Annotated in this window: 15 protein-coding genes and 1 pseudogene; 7 read left to right on the top strand and 9 right to left on the bottom strand. The window is 70.4% G+C overall.

Features of this window, described 5'->3' with window-relative positions:
- Nucleotides 1-96: 96 nt before the first annotated feature.
- The 4 genes from Dvina_RS18770 to Dvina_RS18755 all read right to left on the bottom strand — a co-directional run bounded on the left by Dvina_RS18770 (nucleotide 97) and on the right by Dvina_RS18755 (nucleotide 2684).
- Nucleotides 97-693, bottom strand: a complete 597-nt coding sequence (locus Dvina_RS18770) for a GIY-YIG nuclease family protein (protein ID WP_223103763.1) — start codon at nucleotides 691-693, stop codon at nucleotides 97-99.
- 255 nt (nucleotides 694-948) lie between these two features.
- Nucleotides 949-1260, bottom strand: coding sequence for a hypothetical protein (locus tag Dvina_RS18765; RefSeq protein ID WP_223103762.1), 312 nt, complete (start codon nucleotides 1258-1260; stop codon nucleotides 949-951).
- 92 nt (nucleotides 1261-1352) lie between these two features.
- Nucleotides 1353-1835 carry an NUDIX domain-containing protein gene (locus Dvina_RS18760; protein WP_246656554.1) on the bottom strand — a complete coding sequence of 161 codons (483 nt, stop codon included), beginning with the start codon at nucleotides 1833-1835 and terminating at the stop codon, nucleotides 1353-1355.
- Between the two features lie 147 nt (nucleotides 1836-1982).
- Nucleotides 1983-2684 (bottom strand): SDR family NAD(P)-dependent oxidoreductase, encoded by a 702-nt coding sequence (locus tag Dvina_RS18755; protein WP_343217168.1) that lies wholly within the window; start codon nucleotides 2682-2684, stop codon nucleotides 1983-1985.
- A gap of 94 nt (nucleotides 2685-2778) precedes the next feature.
- Between Dvina_RS18755 and Dvina_RS18750 the strand changes: the two genes are divergently transcribed.
- The 5 genes and pseudogenes from Dvina_RS18750 to Dvina_RS55755 form a co-directional block, all read left to right on the top strand.
- Complete coding sequence (locus tag Dvina_RS18750; RefSeq protein ID WP_223103759.1) at nucleotides 2779-3627, top strand: LysR family transcriptional regulator; 849 nt, start codon at nucleotides 2779-2781, stop codon at nucleotides 3625-3627.
- 601 nt (nucleotides 3628-4228) lie between these two features.
- Nucleotides 4229-4642, top strand: coding sequence for a DUF6892 domain-containing protein (locus tag Dvina_RS18745; RefSeq protein WP_380029085.1), 414 nt, complete (start codon nucleotides 4229-4231; stop codon nucleotides 4640-4642).
- Between the two features lie 154 nt (nucleotides 4643-4796).
- Complete coding sequence (locus tag Dvina_RS18740) at nucleotides 4797-5819, top strand: hypothetical protein (protein ID WP_223103757.1); 1023 nt, start codon at nucleotides 4797-4799, stop codon at nucleotides 5817-5819.
- A gap of 128 nt (nucleotides 5820-5947) precedes the next feature.
- On the top strand, nucleotides 5948-6874 hold the full coding sequence (locus Dvina_RS18735) for a helix-turn-helix domain-containing protein (protein ID WP_246656553.1): 927 nt from the start codon (nucleotides 5948-5950) through the stop codon (nucleotides 6872-6874).
- Nucleotides 6871-7407 (top strand): annotated as a pseudogene (locus Dvina_RS55755) (short chain dehydrogenase); the annotation flags it as partial. The gene Dvina_RS18735 and the pseudogene Dvina_RS55755, both read left to right, overlap by 4 nt.
- Nucleotides 7408-7591: 184 nt before the next feature.
- Here Dvina_RS55755 and Dvina_RS18730 read toward each other — a convergent pair.
- From Dvina_RS18730 to Dvina_RS18720, 3 genes are all read right to left on the bottom strand, one after another.
- Nucleotides 7592-7864, bottom strand: coding sequence for a DUF2795 domain-containing protein (locus Dvina_RS18730; RefSeq protein ID WP_223103755.1), 273 nt, complete (start codon nucleotides 7862-7864; stop codon nucleotides 7592-7594).
- Nucleotides 7865-7977: 113 nt separating this feature from the next.
- Nucleotides 7978-9600 (bottom strand): MFS transporter, encoded by a 1623-nt coding sequence (locus Dvina_RS18725; RefSeq protein WP_343217167.1) that lies wholly within the window; start codon nucleotides 9598-9600, stop codon nucleotides 7978-7980.
- A gap of 177 nt (nucleotides 9601-9777) precedes the next feature.
- Nucleotides 9778-10338: a hypothetical protein gene (locus Dvina_RS18720; RefSeq protein ID WP_223103753.1), complete on the bottom strand. Its 561-nt coding sequence runs from the start codon at nucleotides 10336-10338 to the stop codon at nucleotides 9778-9780.
- A gap of 151 nt (nucleotides 10339-10489) precedes the next feature.
- Here Dvina_RS18720 and Dvina_RS18715 point away from each other — a divergent pair, with 151 nt between their 5' ends.
- Nucleotides 10490-10774, top strand: a complete 285-nt coding sequence (locus Dvina_RS18715; RefSeq protein ID WP_223103752.1) for a hypothetical protein — start codon at nucleotides 10490-10492, stop codon at nucleotides 10772-10774.
- A gap of 111 nt (nucleotides 10775-10885) precedes the next feature.
- Here the strand turns inward: Dvina_RS18715 and Dvina_RS18710 are convergent, their stop codons facing one another.
- Both Dvina_RS18710 and Dvina_RS18705 read right to left on the bottom strand, forming a co-directional pair.
- Nucleotides 10886-12190, bottom strand: a complete 1305-nt coding sequence (locus tag Dvina_RS18710; RefSeq protein WP_223103751.1) for an NAD(P)/FAD-dependent oxidoreductase — start codon at nucleotides 12188-12190, stop codon at nucleotides 10886-10888.
- Between the two features lie 96 nt (nucleotides 12191-12286).
- Complete coding sequence (locus Dvina_RS18705; protein ID WP_425516550.1) at nucleotides 12287-12859, bottom strand: YflT domain-containing protein; 573 nt, start codon at nucleotides 12857-12859, stop codon at nucleotides 12287-12289.
- 394 nt (nucleotides 12860-13253) lie between these two features.
- On the opposite strand from Dvina_RS18705, the gene Dvina_RS18700 reads away from it, so the two are divergent.
- The gene (locus Dvina_RS18700) at nucleotides 13254-13937 is read left to right on the top strand and encodes a BON domain-containing protein (RefSeq protein WP_223103749.1); all 684 of its coding nucleotides are present in this window, start codon (nucleotides 13254-13256) and stop codon (nucleotides 13935-13937) included.
- Nucleotides 13938-13976 lie beyond the last annotated feature (39 nt).

Genomic DNA, 13976 nt, shown 5'->3' with positions numbered 1-13976 from the left:
CCGGCCATTCGTGTCAGCAACGATCACAAGCCACCGCGGTGCAGTACATCCAATCGCCGCACACCAACAGCGGCCATGAGTGCGCAAGGCGTTCGGTTACGGCAGCGGTGCGGGATCGTCCGGGTGACTGCTGGTGTTGTAGGCGTTCTTGGCCGCGACCACGGCCGAGTGGATGTGTTCGGAGTCGACGCCGTGCACGTTGAGCGGCGGGTGCAGCCGACGGACGAGTTCGGCCTCGATGCTTGCCGCCTCCACGTCCTCGGCCCAGGTCAGGCGCAGGTTCGCCGACATCCAAGCGGTCAGCCGCCGCTCATCTTCGGCGGTCAGGACGACGCGATCGGTCCAGGTCGTGCGGTAGTCCTCGGAGACGAGCAGCCCGGCCAGCGTACGGCGCAGCGTCGAACTGCCGGAACGGCGCAGATGGTTGCGCAGGATCCGGCCGCGGAGGCTTGTCGCCCGTCCGAGATACACCAGCCGTAGCGACGGGACGTGCATATTCGCTGGTCCGGGCAGCTGCGGAAGGATCGAAGGAGCAGCCCACCAGGCATAGACGCCGCTGCCGCGGGGAAGTTTCTTGGCGGCGACGTCCACGCCGACCGGTATGCCGTAGAGCAGTCGCAGGGCCTGTTCGATCCGCTCTCGATCGATCGACACATCATCGGGTCGCGCTTCATCTGAGGTCATTGAGGCCATGCTAGGCGTCGCGGATCGATAGTGGCTGGACACTCGACCCGCAGGAGCCGGCCGCGCCGTTTGTCTCGCTCCACCGCGGCCGGGTTCACCGTCACGCGGCCGGCCTCGAGCAGCTGCGCGACGGCGTCGGGGTTGGACTCACCGCTGACGGCTGGGTCGTTGGTGGCGGCTCTCCATTCGACGCATCAACCGGTAGAGAAGCACCGAAGTTTCAGTCGGAGTGCGCAGGGGTGATCGCAGCCGTCGTTCGAGGTGTCAGCTGCTGTCGCGGGTCTGGTCGGTGAGCACGGCGGTCGACCAGGCCACTTGCGCGAGCGTGTCACCGCCGAGCGGGCACGGATGTCCGGCGCGCGCGGCGGCGACCCCGGCGGCCCAACGTTGTTCGCTGCCTGGGTGCCGTCCCTGGTACCGCTCGGCGTAGCGGTGGATGAGATCGATCCGGCCACGGGAGGCGAGCCATTCCAGGAGTGCGACCGGGTTGCCGGTGTAGTCGCCGGCGCGGGAGCCGACGATCGAGTCGGGGTCGCTGGCTTCGGTGAACCAGGACAGGACAGCCTCGCGTACCATCGCCACGAACCGTTCCAGGCACCCGATGCGCTCGGACGGCTCGGCCAGGTAGATGTCGCCGTCCGTGGCGTCGCCGACCTCGGTTCGGGAGGTCAGTGACGCAGCAGACCGCCGACGGCCACGGGCTCGACGTGCCCGGTCGCCGGTCGGTTGCGGTCCATGTTCCGAGCGATGTCGATGACGACAGTTCTTTCCAGCTGCTCGACCTCGGTGATCGGAATCCACGCGGCAAGGTCCGTGGAACCGCCCCTTTCGTTGCGAAGTGAGCCGCCGATGATGGTGATCGCATAGAACACGCCGACGCTGTGCAACTCGCCACCGAACGGTCCCACCCAGTCCGCATGACGGTTTCGGGAGTCGATGCCGAGCAGTCGCTCCACCTCGACGGCGTATCCGGTTTCCTCGGCGACCTCCCGTACAACCGCATCGAAGGGGTCTTCGCCGTGCTCGACCTTGCCACCGGGCAAGGTCCAGTGCCGCTGCTTCCCGTCCGGCGAAACGTATCGAGCCAACAGCATCCGACCATCAACGATGCACAAACCGTACGCGGCCAAGCGGAGCACCTGTCGAGTCATCACCCGCAACTCTTTCCCGACCGCGGCCCGCGCGTCAAGGCCGCACCGGCGTTGCCGAGCATGACTGGACTCCGGCGGCTTCTGTGGCTGCGAGATCGTCGCACGGTGGCTTCGGCGAAGCGGCGCCGGCCGGACGTGGGCTTTGACTCACCACGGGACCGGCCCGTCGTCCTGCAGGAAGGCGCCGGTCGGGCAGTCCGGCACGGTTGCCAGGTGTACGGCGATCGCGGCGCCCTGCTCAGCGGTGCGCTCCAACGACAGGCCCAGTGCGGCGGCGAAGTCCGTGGCACATGCGCCGGGCGCCACTGCGTTGACCGTGATCCCGTCGGCGGCCAGGGCCTTGGCGTACAGCACGGTGAGCATGTTCAGTGCAGCCTTCGACGCCGGGTAGGCGAGTGCGATCCGCGACGAGGCGAACGCATGGCTCGAGTCGGACTGCCAGGCCAGCGACCCGGTGCCGCTCGAGACATTGATGACGCGGGCGCCAACCGCCTTGCGCAGCAGCGGCAAGCACGCCTCGGTGAGCCGAACCACGCCGAACAGGTTTGTCTCGAACACCGCACGCATGACCGCCAGGTCCGCTTCGCCGGCGAGCTGACCCGCATGACCGCCCGAGATGCCGGCATTGTTGACGAGCACGTCGACCCGTCCGTACCACTGCTCCACGCGAGCGACAGCGTCGCGCACCGAGCCGTCATCGGTCACGTCGAGCGGCACCGCACGGCCGCCGAGACGTTGCGCTGCCTGCTCGCCGGAGGCGGCGTCGCGCGCCCCGACGACCACGGTCAGGCCGCGCTCGGCGAGCCCCTGCGCGATCGCCGCGCCGATACCCCGGTTGGCCCCGGTCACCAGGGCGATCCTCGTTGTCGACATACCCCTATCCGAGCAGAGCGGCGGGGCGGGCGTCCAAGATCGATCGGGTGGGTGCCGATACCGTTATGGTATGGACGACGTCGAGACCCGCGAGCTGCGGTACTTCGTGGCGGTCGCCGAGGAGTTGCACTTCGGCCGGGCCGCGGCCCGGCTCGGCATCGCGCAGCCGCCGCTGTCGCGCGCGATCCGGCGGCTGGAGCATCGCATGGGTGTCGCGCTGCTGGTGCGCACGAGCCGCGGCAATCAGCTCACCGCGGCGGGTGAGGTGCTGCTCGGCGAGGCGCGCGTGGCGCTTGATGCGATAACGGCGGCGGTACGCCGATCGCGTCGGGCGGGCGCCGCGCAGCAGTCGCTGGTACTCGCGATGAAGCCCGGCGGCGACGGAGGCATGCTGCCGCAGATCCTGGCCGCGTACGAGTCGGAGCCGGATGCGTTGCCGGTGCAGTTCGCGTTCTCGCTGGGCGAGCGGGCAGCGATGCTGCACAGCGGGCGAGCCGACGTGGGCCTGCTGCACCATCCGCAGAACGACCTGCAGGGGCTGGCCCGCGAGGCGCTCAGCGTGCAGCGGCGGGTGGTCGCCCTGGCCGAGGGGCATCGGCTGGCGGCCCGTGACAGCGTGTGCCTGGCCGACCTGGCCGGCGAGACGATGCCGCGGTGGCCGGAGGCGGTCGACCGCGGCCCCGGGCCGGTGGTGCGCGACGCCGGCGAGCTCATGCAGCTCGTCGCGCTGGGCCGGGTGGTGGCACTCGTCGACGAGTCGGCGCTGGACCGGCCCTACCGCGGCGTGACGTACCGTGCGGTGCGAGACGCCCCACCGGCGACGCTTGTCGTGGCCTGGCCGGAGGGCAGCCGGTCACGGCATGTCGCGGCCTTCGTGCGGGCCGCCCGGATCGTCGCGGCAGACCATGCCCGCGCCTGACGGTGCGACGATCCGGCTCGCCGCGCAGACCGCTCCCCGGCCAAGCCGGAATACTACGGCGACGTCACGGTGATCCCGTTGCCGGAGGACGTTTGGGATACGGATGACGGTCGAGCGCGACCTGGGTGCCTTCATCGAGTGCTTCGAGACCGACAACCGTCGACGCAAAAGGATCTGCGCGGTGGCTGTGCCGCTCGGTGTGATCGCCACGGTGTTGGGCGTGCTGTCGCTCATCGTCTTCGCCAACGCGGGCGCGCCCCGCGGGGCCATGATCGTTCCTGCTCTCGTGTGCGGGTTGGGGTTGGGCGTCGTGCTGATGGGCCTCGTGCCGGGCCGGCGGTCTTTGCCCCTCCGTGATGGGTCTTTCGCGCTGCACGAGGGCGGCTTGGTCTACACCTGTGCGGGGCAGTCATGGCCGATCGGTTGGCGGAGTTTGTGCGACGGGCGGTCCACGACAAGGTCCGCCCGAGGCCCGCTTCCTGACCGATGCCCGTTCCGGATCACAGCACACCGAGGCGATCAGCAGCGCCGCGAGGACACGCCCCACCGCCGCCGAGGGCGCTCAGCATGAGGCAGCGGGCCGCGCGGTCGCGGGGAGCAGCTGGAGCGGTTCCTGCACACGCTTCCGCTGACCGCCGAAGACCTGGCAACGGTAACCCGGCTGTGTCTCGACGGGGACCGCGAAATCTACATGCTGTACCCCGGTTGGTGGCATTTCGGCGGACACTTCTCGATCGCCGACCTGGACGGGCTCGGACACTGCACGGCGCTCACCGATCTGAATCTCAACTCCATGGTGGCACCCTGCAGCCTCGCCCCGCTTGCCACGCTCACGAGCCTGCGCCGCCTCGTGGTCGACGCAATCGACGACCATCGCGACCTCGAGACCCTGACCAACCTGCCTGCCTTGACGGAACTCGAGATTGTCAACTTTGCCAGAACGAATGACCACGAGCGATGGCCCGGCATCATCGGCGAGCTGCGGGCACACGGCGTGAGCGTGCATGGCTGGTGATGCCAGGGCCTCACGAGACGGATGGGCCGGTCCGATGCTGACGTCCATTTCTTACGGACCGAGGAAGGACCAGGCTGCGATCTGGAGAACCCGCGCGCCGGACGGCTACCTTCGCGGTATCTGGCGCGCATGAGGGGGCATCGATATGCGGGACATGATTCGATGGGTCGGCGGTCCGGCCGCCGCGGCGACAGTTGTTCTCATCTTCGCAGCATCGGCTCCCGCGAACGCGGCGCCGCCAAGGAGACCCCGCCCTTCGCTGTCCCCGACGGCCACGCCGTCGCGGTCACCGGCGGCCGCCGTCATGCTGGCGCCGGGCTCGGTGTCGCCGTCGACCATCACCGGTGGCGACGCAGCGGTGCAGACCATCCGGCTGACCGGTCCGGCCCCCGCCGGCGGCATCGATGTCTCGATCACCGCCAGCGACGTCGTCTACACCAACAGCGCAGGACCGAGCGTCCACGTGCCGGCCGGGGCCACCAGCGTCAGCTTCCCCTTCCGGCTGTCCGCACCGTCGACCGACGTCGTGCGATCGTTGTGGGCCCAGATGAGCGGAACGCCCCTCATCAAGGTCGCCGAGGTCACCGTGCTGGCCGCGGACCCGTCGACGCGGGCGGTGGCCGAGCTGCGGTTCGACCCCGGCGCGGCGGTCGTCGGCACGACGACGACCGGCACGGTCACGCTCAAGAAACCAGCGCCCCAGGGCGGGATCGCCGTGGACCTGTGGAGCAACACCAGCTACGGGCCCAACGTGTACGTGCCGCCGTACGTCGTCGTCGAGGCGGGCCGGACGACAGCCACGTTCCCGGCGACGATCACCGGCGCGGACTCGCCAGCGGTGGTGTGGCCGTCGGCCGACCTCGGCACCTCGCGGGTCGTCGCGCCGCTGGTGGCCGTTCCGATGACGTTCGCGCTCGGTGCCGCCGTGGTGCGGCCGGGTACCGAGGGAGAACTTGCCGTGGGTATCGGCACCGCGCTGAACCCTGCCGGTACGACAATTGCGCTGACCAGCGACAACCCCAGCGTGACGGTGCCGGCGACAGTGACCGTCCCAGCCGGCAGTCCCGGCGTGCGCGTCCCGGTGACCGTCGCGGCCTCGGCACCCCTGGGCGGCACCGCGCGGATCACCGCGAAGTGGAACGGCACGACGGTGACGAATACGGTCTACATCGGCTGAAGCACGAGGCCCGCGGCCGTCACGCCGGCTGGGGCCGCGTCGCCGCGCGGCCCCGGCTCAGGCCGGGTCACGGAGGACCAATGCGCAGTCGGTTCCACTGCGGGTGAAGGTGTCCCTGTTTGGGGCAGGTGGAAAACGCTGATCAGCGCGACCATGGATGGGTGATCAACGCCAGAGGGAACGATCTTGCCGGGTTCCTGCGGAGCCGGCGCGAACGGCTGACGCCGGTCGCAGCGGGTATCGAGCCGGGAGCCACGGCCAGGCGGGTTCCCGGACTTCGCAGGGAGGAGCTCGCCGAGCTGGCCGGCGTCAGTGTCGGCTACTACACGCGGCTGGAGCAGGGGGTCAGTGGTACTGCCTCCGGCGCCGTCATCGATGCGCTGGCTGCGGCGTTGCAGCTGGACCCGGCTGAGCACGAGCATCTGCGGGTCCTTGCCATGCCGCGACAACGAGCGACTCGGCCTCGATCGCGCAGAAGCAAGCTACGGTCCTCACTGCGTGATCTGCTCGCCGCCGTCTCCGGAACACCGGCGATCGTGATCGACCACCGTGCTGACGTCCTTGGGTGGAATCGCATGGGTCACGCTCTGCTCGCTGGTCATGTCGACATAGACGCGCCGGACGGGCGGATTCGGCCGAACATCGCCCGAATGTTGTTCCTCGACGCACACCACCGCGCACTGTACCGCCAGTGGGACGACAAAGCGCATGTCACCGTGGCAGCACTGCACCAGGCGGCTGCGCGGCACCCGTCGGATCCCGAGCTGCAACACGTTATCGGGCAACTCGCCACCGACAGCCCCGAGTTTGCGCGAATGTGGGCACGACGCCCGGTGCGGACCTGCTCGTACTATCAGCGTGAGCTCGATCATCCCGTCCTCGGGCGGGTGACTCTCGGCAATGAGACAGTCGCCCTGCCCGACGACGATCAGCAGATGGGGCTCTTCTACGCGCGTGCCGGCACGCCCGACGCGGACGCGCTGACCCTACTGGCTCAAAGCCTTGAACCGCGTGTCGCGCCCCAAACCCTGGCTGCAGAGGAGAAAGCACGATGAGGATCATCGTCGTCGGCGGTGCGGGCACCATCGGACAGCGGCTGGTGCCCGTGCTGCGATCTCGCGGCCACGACGTCGTCGTGGCCGGGCGCACATCGGGCGACGTGCATGTCGACCTTACCGTGCACACCACAATCGAGGCCATGTACCGCAACGCCGGGACGGTCGACTGTGTTGTCAGCATCGCAGCCCACGGCGCGCTCGACGAGTTCACGGCACTTACATCTGACGCACTGCTTGCGAACATGCGGGCAAAGTTCTTCGGCCAGGTCGATCTGGTTCTCACCGGCCAGCACTGCTGCGCCGACCGCGCCGGCTTCGTGCTGACCTCAGGCATCTTCGCCGACCAGGCATGGCCCCACGTCACCGGCGGCGGCGTCATCAGCGGCGCCCTCCACAGCTTCGTCCTGTCGGCTGCGATCGAGCTACCACGGGAGATGCGCATCAACGTCGTCAGCCCGACCATGGTCGGCGACTCCGTCGACGCATTCGCTGGCCAGTTCCCCGGCATGCGTCCGGTGCCGATGGACGAACTTGTCGGCCACTACCTGCGATGCATCGAAGGCAACGACACCGGCCGCATCATTCGAGCCTACGGGTGGCCACCGCCGCAACACCGCCTACCGCCCGCCGCCGAGTGGCGGTTGTCCGATGACCGTCCCCTCGGCCACGACCCACGGCCGGCACGGTCCCTGATCGTGCTCGCCGCCGCGCAGTTCAGGTCGTGTCGCGCAGGTATTCGGCCACCCGCTGATGCTTCTTGTCCCTGGCCTTGGCACCCTTCTCCGCCGGGGTCTCCTCGGCGATGTCCGTCTTCGCCGAGCGGGCCACCTCGTCCTTGTTGCGGTACTCGACGGGTGGCATGCCGCGCAGCGCCCGAAGCACCGCAGCCGGCGCGCCCTCACGCTCAGCCTCCTGCACAATTTCGTCCCTTGTCGCCGGATAGTCCAGCTCGTTGAGGTATCGCAGCACCTCGTCAACAGTGGTCATGACGCGCACCTACCCGGCGGTGCCGGCGCCGAACATGCGCAGCCACCATGGACCCGCATTCCCTAGGGGGCGGCGCGCTGCATGCCGCGACAGGCCGCCGCGCACGCCCGCGCTCAACGCTCGCTCGGGGCGCCGGCCGGCAGAGCGTGTCCCGCGCGCGCCCCGGCCGGCAGGAGGTGCGCGACCTCGGGGGCGGTCACGGCGAGCGCGTACGCCCGGCGCTCCGCCTCGACCTCGAAGCCCGTCGCCCGATGGTAGTGCTGGCGAATGTGCTCGCCCCAGCTCGGCACCTGGAAGACCTCCACGAACGTCCACGGATGCTCGCCCTGGCGGTACAGCTGCCATTGTGTCGCGCCGGTGCGCCGCCGGCCTTCCCCCACCTGCGCCAAGGCTTCCACGAACGCGGCCTCGTTCGCCGGCTCGACCCGGTAGGTCACGATGACGAGTACCGGGCCCGTCTCGGGCTCAGGTTCGAGTTCGAGATGGGGCTCCGGCCAGTACACCGTCGGGTTCCGGTCGAAGTGGCGGGTGTCGAACAGCGGCAGCAGCCGGATGGTGGCGGCGCCGAGCAGCATCACCGCGCCGGCGATCGCGAAGGCCGAAGCCACGCCGGCGTGGGTGGCCACCGTTCCCCACAGCAGCGCTCCGAGTGCCTGCCCGCCGAAGATCACGACCTGGTACGCCGAGAGCCCGCGGGCCCGCACCCACACCGGCAGGAACAGCTGCATCTGCGCGTTGATGGTGGACAGGACCGCCACCCACGCGATACCGGCCGGCACGAGCGCGACGGCCACGGCGACGAGGTCGTGCCACAGCGCGATCAGCAACAGGGAGCCGGCGTAGGTGGCACTGGCCACGAACATCGCGAGGTTCGTCGGCAGCAGCCGGTGCAGGTGCGGCAGCACGATCGCGCCGACGATCGCGCCGACGCCGAGAGAGGCCATCAGCGCGCCGTAACCGCTCGCGCCGGCGCCCAGCAGCCGGCTCGCCACGAGCGGCAGCAGCGCCCACAGCGCGCTGGCGGGCACTATGAACAGCGCGGCGCGCACCAGGATCCGTCGGGTCACCGGGGAGTGGCGCACGTACCGGCCGCCGGCGCGCAGCGCGGCCAGGAAGCGCTCGGGGTCCTCGCTCGAGGTCATCGTCCCCGGCCGCCAGGCGATGAGCACGGCCGCGAACACCGCGATCGACAAGGCGTTGATCGCGAACACGGCCGCGACGCCGATCCACGCGATCACGAGGCCGGCCAGTGCCGGGCCGATGGCGCGGGCGAGATTGACGCTGACGGCGCCGAGCGCCGAGGCGCGGGCCAGTTCCCGGCGCGGTACCAGCTCGGGGATGAGCGCGCCGAAGGCCGGGACCGTCAGCGCCGCGCCGGAGCCGAGTGCGAACGTCAGCGTCAGGATCAGCGTCGGCGTCATCCCGCCGAGTGCAGTCGCGACCGCCATCGCGACAGCGATGGTCGTCATGAACAGCTGGACGGCGATGAGCAGGTGGCGCCGGTCGAAGATGTCCGCGAGTACGCCGGAGGGCAGCGCGAGCAGCAGACCCGGCAGCGTGGTGGCCGTCTGCACCAACGCGACGAGGATGTCCGCGCCCGGGATCGACACCAGCAGCCATTGGGCGCCGACGGTCTGCATCCACGTGCCGATGTTGCTGATCAGCATCGCGATCCACAGCGCGCGGAAGGTGGGCGCGCGCAGCGGCGCCCACGCCGAGCTCGCCGGGCCACTCACCTTTCCCAGCGTCGCCGCCACGGGAGGCATGTACCCACCCGGTACGACTTGTCGCGCTCCGGCCGCGACTTTCCGCGACGAACCGCGCCGCACTGGGCCTGGGACTCGGCAGGAGTGACCGGTTCGCGGCTCTGCGGTGTCCGGGCGGTGCTGACCACGACGGCGGCCCGACCACCGTCACGTCCCGGTCACCATCACCGCGTCGAGGTCGGCGCGGATCGCGTCGAGCGCACGGCGGAGGTCGTCCGGCCCGCCCACCGCCCGGAGCAGATCCACAGTGGCGGCGGCGAGTTGGACGGCGTCGGTGAATCGCTCCTCGCCGAGCATCAACTCCAGCTGCCCGCCGAGGCTGGCGAGGGTCTCGCGGCTCGTGCGGGCGTCGACCGGCGCCGGCACCAGGTGCGCCTCCAGCAGTGCCGGCAGCCCACCGTTCCGTACGATGTCGGGCAGGGCATCGGCGACACCGGGGTCGTCGCCGATCCGGTCCAGCAGTCCGACGAGTGCGTACACCGCGGCCACGACCTGCGGCACGCCGGGATGCTCGCCGAGCCACGGCAGCAGCCGCTCCTCGCCGCCGAGGCAGCGCACCAGGCGGGTGAGGGCATCGACTGTCCGGTTGGGCAGTGACCCGCGGAACGGCAGCAGCCGTGCGACCTGACCGGCGAGCTCGTTTTCGCCCCGCCGGTCGCCCGAACAGAACGCGTCGACCAGGCCCGTGTCGAGAAAATCTGCCATCATCGCATCCGTTTCTGGGTGATCTCGCCAACCTCGGTGAGGCAGAGACTGGCACGGGTCTCGTCGAGGTCGAAGCGCACTGTGGTCGTCACGGCGGCCGCCCTACCCCGAACCGTGCACGAATAAAACCCGATCGCGGGGATAGTAGGCGGCGGTGAACACTATCGTTGACATTGTTCCGGCTCCCCCGGGTTGGTTTGCCCGTTGGCGGATCGGTCCGGACATCACCCGGTCCTACCCGATCACGGTCTGGGCCATGGTCGAGGACGACGCCACCGGCCGGCACCAGGTGGTCGGCGTCGACGCCGGCGGGCAGTGGCCGGGCAGCACGGAGAACGAGGCGGGCGCCGATTTCCTCCGGTACATCTTTCAGCCGGTCGGTGCAGATGCGCCCGACGACGCGTTCAATCCGGTCCAGAGCGCATCCCACGCGCCCTGAGAGCTCCTGGCCCGACGATTGCCGTGCCCAGGCCCGTTCCGGCCGGGCGCGGCGCTCCCGGCAGGTGTGGGCCGGCGGCGGCCGCGCGGGGCCACCGAGACGTCGTCGCCGTCAGGAGCGCGCCACGACGCGCTCCGGCGAGGCGGTGCCCAGCGGCACTCCCGGCGGCGGTACGAGACCCAGCTGCGCCGTCTGGCGTGACAGCACCGCGTCCAGCACCCAGTCGGCCGCGGTACGGACACGGTTGCCGGGCAGTGACAGCAGGTGGTAGGCGCGGGCCACGGTCCTGGCCGGCAACCCGGTCAGGGGCACACCGAGCGGGTTCGCCGCCGCCTGCACGCCGCCGAGGTCAACGACAAAGCCCAGATCGTGATGCTTGTACGGCCGTCGCCGCCCCTGTCGGTATGACGCGGCGATGTTGTGGGCGATCCGTCTGCCCTGCCGCTCCGCGTGCTGTGCGGTCATCGGCGTGAGCTGCCCGGGCCGGGTCAGGTCCGGCACAGCGGCGGCGTCGCCGCAGGCGTAGACCTCGGGGTGGCCGGGCACGTTGAGGTACTCGTCGACCACCAGCCGCCCGTTCACAGTCTCCAGGCCGAGCTGGCCGACCAACGGGTCCGGGCGCACCCCGACGCACCAGATCAGCGAGTGGGTGGGCACGAAGCTGCCATCGGTGAGCCGGACACCGTCGTGAGTGGCCTCGTGCACCGACGTGCCCAGGCGGACGTCGACGCCTCGTTCGCGAAGCACCCGATCGGCCGTGCGCGACAGCCGCTCGTCCAGTTCGGGCAGCACCCGGTCCGCGACGTCGAGCACGAACCAGCGCGGTCGCTGCCCGCGGAGACGCGGATGCCGCGAGTACAGCACATCGGTGTAGAGCGCCCCCTGCGCCGCGATCTCGGTGCCGGTGTAGCCGGCGCCGACCACGACGAACGTGGACCGCGCCGCCCGTTCGTCCGGATCGTCAGTCGCGTCGGCCAGCTCGATCTGGCGGGTCATGTGATCGCGCAGGTACAGGGCCTCCGGGTTGGTCCGCAAGCCGTGCGCGTGCTCGGCCACGCCGGGGATCGGCAGGACCTTGCTGACACTGCCGGCGGCGAGGACCAGCCGGTCGTAGCGGATCTGCCCGGGCCGGTCCTCCGGGTCGGTCCACCGCACTCGGCGCGCGGCGAGGTCGACGCCGTCGACGTCGCCCAGGATGAGCCGGACGCCGGGCAGCGTCTCAGGCACCGACACCGCGATCCGGCGCGGCTCGAGCAGGCCCGTGGCGACCTCAGGCAACAGCGGCACATACAGGAAGTGGTCGGTCGGATTGACCACGACGACCTGGGCTCTGCCGCGGGCGAGCCGCGACAGCGTACGCGCCGCGTGATAGCCGCCGAACCCGGCCCCGACGATCACGACTACCGGTCTGGCCATGATGGACCCTTTCTGGCGGCCGCCGCGGCCGGACTGCAAGCCGGCCGAGGCGTCCCGCCGAGCGGGGATGGTGCCGGACGCGCTCGAGGCTGCCGGTCAGCTGTGCGGGTCGCTCGGCAGCCGGCTGAGCATCTCGCGGGCCTGGTCGGCGACGTCGGCGTCGACGATGACGGTGTAGTGGTCGGCCTGCAGGGTCGGGGTGGAGGTGAAGTCGCGTTCGCCTCTGGTCATGGCGTGGGCGATCGCGCCCCAGACGGCGCCCCAGACGGCGCCGGCGATGACGGCGAAGAGCAGGACCCGCCACCATGCGCCGACGGCGAACGCGCCGAGCAGGATGCCGATCAGCAGACCGAACCACGCGCCGGTGCCGGCGCCGGCGAGCGCCGCCCGGCCGGTCGTCAGCCGACCGTGCACCTGCTCGACCAGCCGCAGGTCGGAGCCGACGATCCGGACGCGGTCGACCGGGAAGTTGTTGTCGGAGAGGAAGTCGACAGCGCGTTGTGCGCTTGCGTAGTCGTCGTAGCTGGCGACCGCGACGGTGGCCTGCGGGGTGCCGGTACGGCCCTCGGCGATACTGTCGTCACGCATCGCCGGACGGGTGCCGGACGGGCCCCGCGGCATGGTCCCATTGTTACGCACGCTGAAAGCGCCGTGGCTTGGGCGAGTCATGTCATGCTCCTGTCGTTTGCCGGTGGCGACCGCACCTGCCGATCACCCGTGGCTGGATGTCCTCGGTCGTTCGGGCTGAGGCGTACACCTCCTAGGAAGTGGGGCAGCGCGGCTCAGCGCCGTGAGCCGGGCGGGAGCGGGAAGCGCCCAACGGGCACTGCCGGACCGGAGGCTCCGAGCCGACCCGCTTCGGCCGCAGGCCGCGCGGCGAACTCGAGCGACTACCCGAATCGGCGCCGCCTAACCGCGCCCGCACGCCCGCATCGCCGGCGTTGCCGCCGTGGCGCCGGGATCCGCACGTCATCCGGGCGAGGCGGTGCCGCGTCATCCGGCAGGGGCCGAACATCGGGGCGTCCGCATACCGATCGCCGTGGTGGCGTGCAGGAGGCAGCCAATGACCAGCGCAACAACGACCGAGAGCCGCACCGACGAACAGATCCAGCGCGACGTCCTCACCGAACTCAAGTGGGATGCCCGTCTGCAACCCAACGAGATCGGAGTGATCGTCAAGGGCGGGGTCGTCACGCTGACCGGGTGGGTCGACAGCTTCGTCAAGAAGTGGGCCGCGGAACGGGCCGTGGAGCGCGTGCGCGGGGTCCGGGCCGTGGCCAACGACATCGAGGTCCGGCTCCCGGGCTGGGCGGAACGCACCGACGCCGACATCGCCGCGGCCGTGGCCCGGGCCTTGGAATGGGATGCGGTGCTGCCGCCCGATGCGGTCACCGCCTCGGTGTCCAACGGGTGGGTGACGCTGCGCGGCGAGGTCGAGTGGGAGTACCAGCGGCGGGAAGCCGAACGGCAGGTCCGCCGGCTGACCGGCGTGCGGGGCGTCACCAACCTCGTCACGGTGCGCCCGAAGAGCAACCCCTCGCCCGAAGCGCTGCGGCGGAAGATCCAGGAGGCGCTCATCCGTGCCGCCGAGGTGGATGCCAAGCAGATCGACATCGACGTGCAGGGTGACACGGTCGTGCTCAAGGGCACCGTGCACTCCTGGGCCGAACGCGAGCAGGCGGAGCGGGCCGCGTGGTCGGCGCCGGGCGTGACCACTGTCAAGAACCGCATCACCGTCGAGCCCTGACCGCCGTTGCGCAATGGCGCCGGATGCGTCCGTCAGCCG

Origin of the sequence: Dactylosporangium vinaceum (genome assembly GCF_019904175.1) — a bacterium.
Classification (GTDB): domain Bacteria; phylum Actinomycetota; class Actinomycetes; order Mycobacteriales; family Micromonosporaceae; genus Dactylosporangium; species Dactylosporangium vinaceum.
Note: the sequence above shows the minus strand (reverse complement) of the source record. Positions and strands in the feature narration are given on the sequence as shown.

Coding starts and splice junctions, on each gene's coding strand:
- Dvina_RS18720 (WP_223103753.1), bottom strand. CDS start 10,338: ATGATGGCAGATTTTCTCGACACGGGCCTGGTCGACGCGTTCTGTTCG.
- Dvina_RS18740 (WP_223103757.1), top strand. CDS start 4,797: ATGATTCGATGGGTCGGCGGTCCGGCCGCCGCGGCGACAGTTGTTCTC.
- Dvina_RS18730 (WP_223103755.1), bottom strand. CDS start 7,864: ATGACCACTGTTGACGAGGTGCTGCGATACCTCAACGAGCTGGACTAT.
- Dvina_RS18710 (WP_223103751.1), bottom strand. CDS start 12,190: ATGGCCAGACCGGTAGTCGTGATCGTCGGGGCCGGGTTCGGCGGCTAT.
- Dvina_RS18750 (WP_223103759.1), top strand. CDS start 2,779: ATGGACGACGTCGAGACCCGCGAGCTGCGGTACTTCGTGGCGGTCGCC.
- Dvina_RS18760 (WP_246656554.1), bottom strand. CDS start 1,835: ATGACTCGACAGGTGCTCCGCTTGGCCGCGTACGGTTTGTGCATCGTT.
- Dvina_RS18700 (WP_223103749.1), top strand. CDS start 13,254: ATGACCAGCGCAACAACGACCGAGAGCCGCACCGACGAACAGATCCAG.
- Dvina_RS18770 (WP_223103763.1), bottom strand. CDS start 693: ATGGCCTCAATGACCTCAGATGAAGCGCGACCCGATGATGTGTCGATC.
- Dvina_RS18765 (WP_223103762.1), bottom strand. CDS start 1,260: ATGGTACGCGAGGCTGTCCTGTCCTGGTTCACCGAAGCCAGCGACCCC.
- Dvina_RS18705 (WP_425516550.1), bottom strand. CDS start 12,859: ATGACTCGCCCAAGCCACGGCGCTTTCAGCGTGCGTAACAATGGGACC.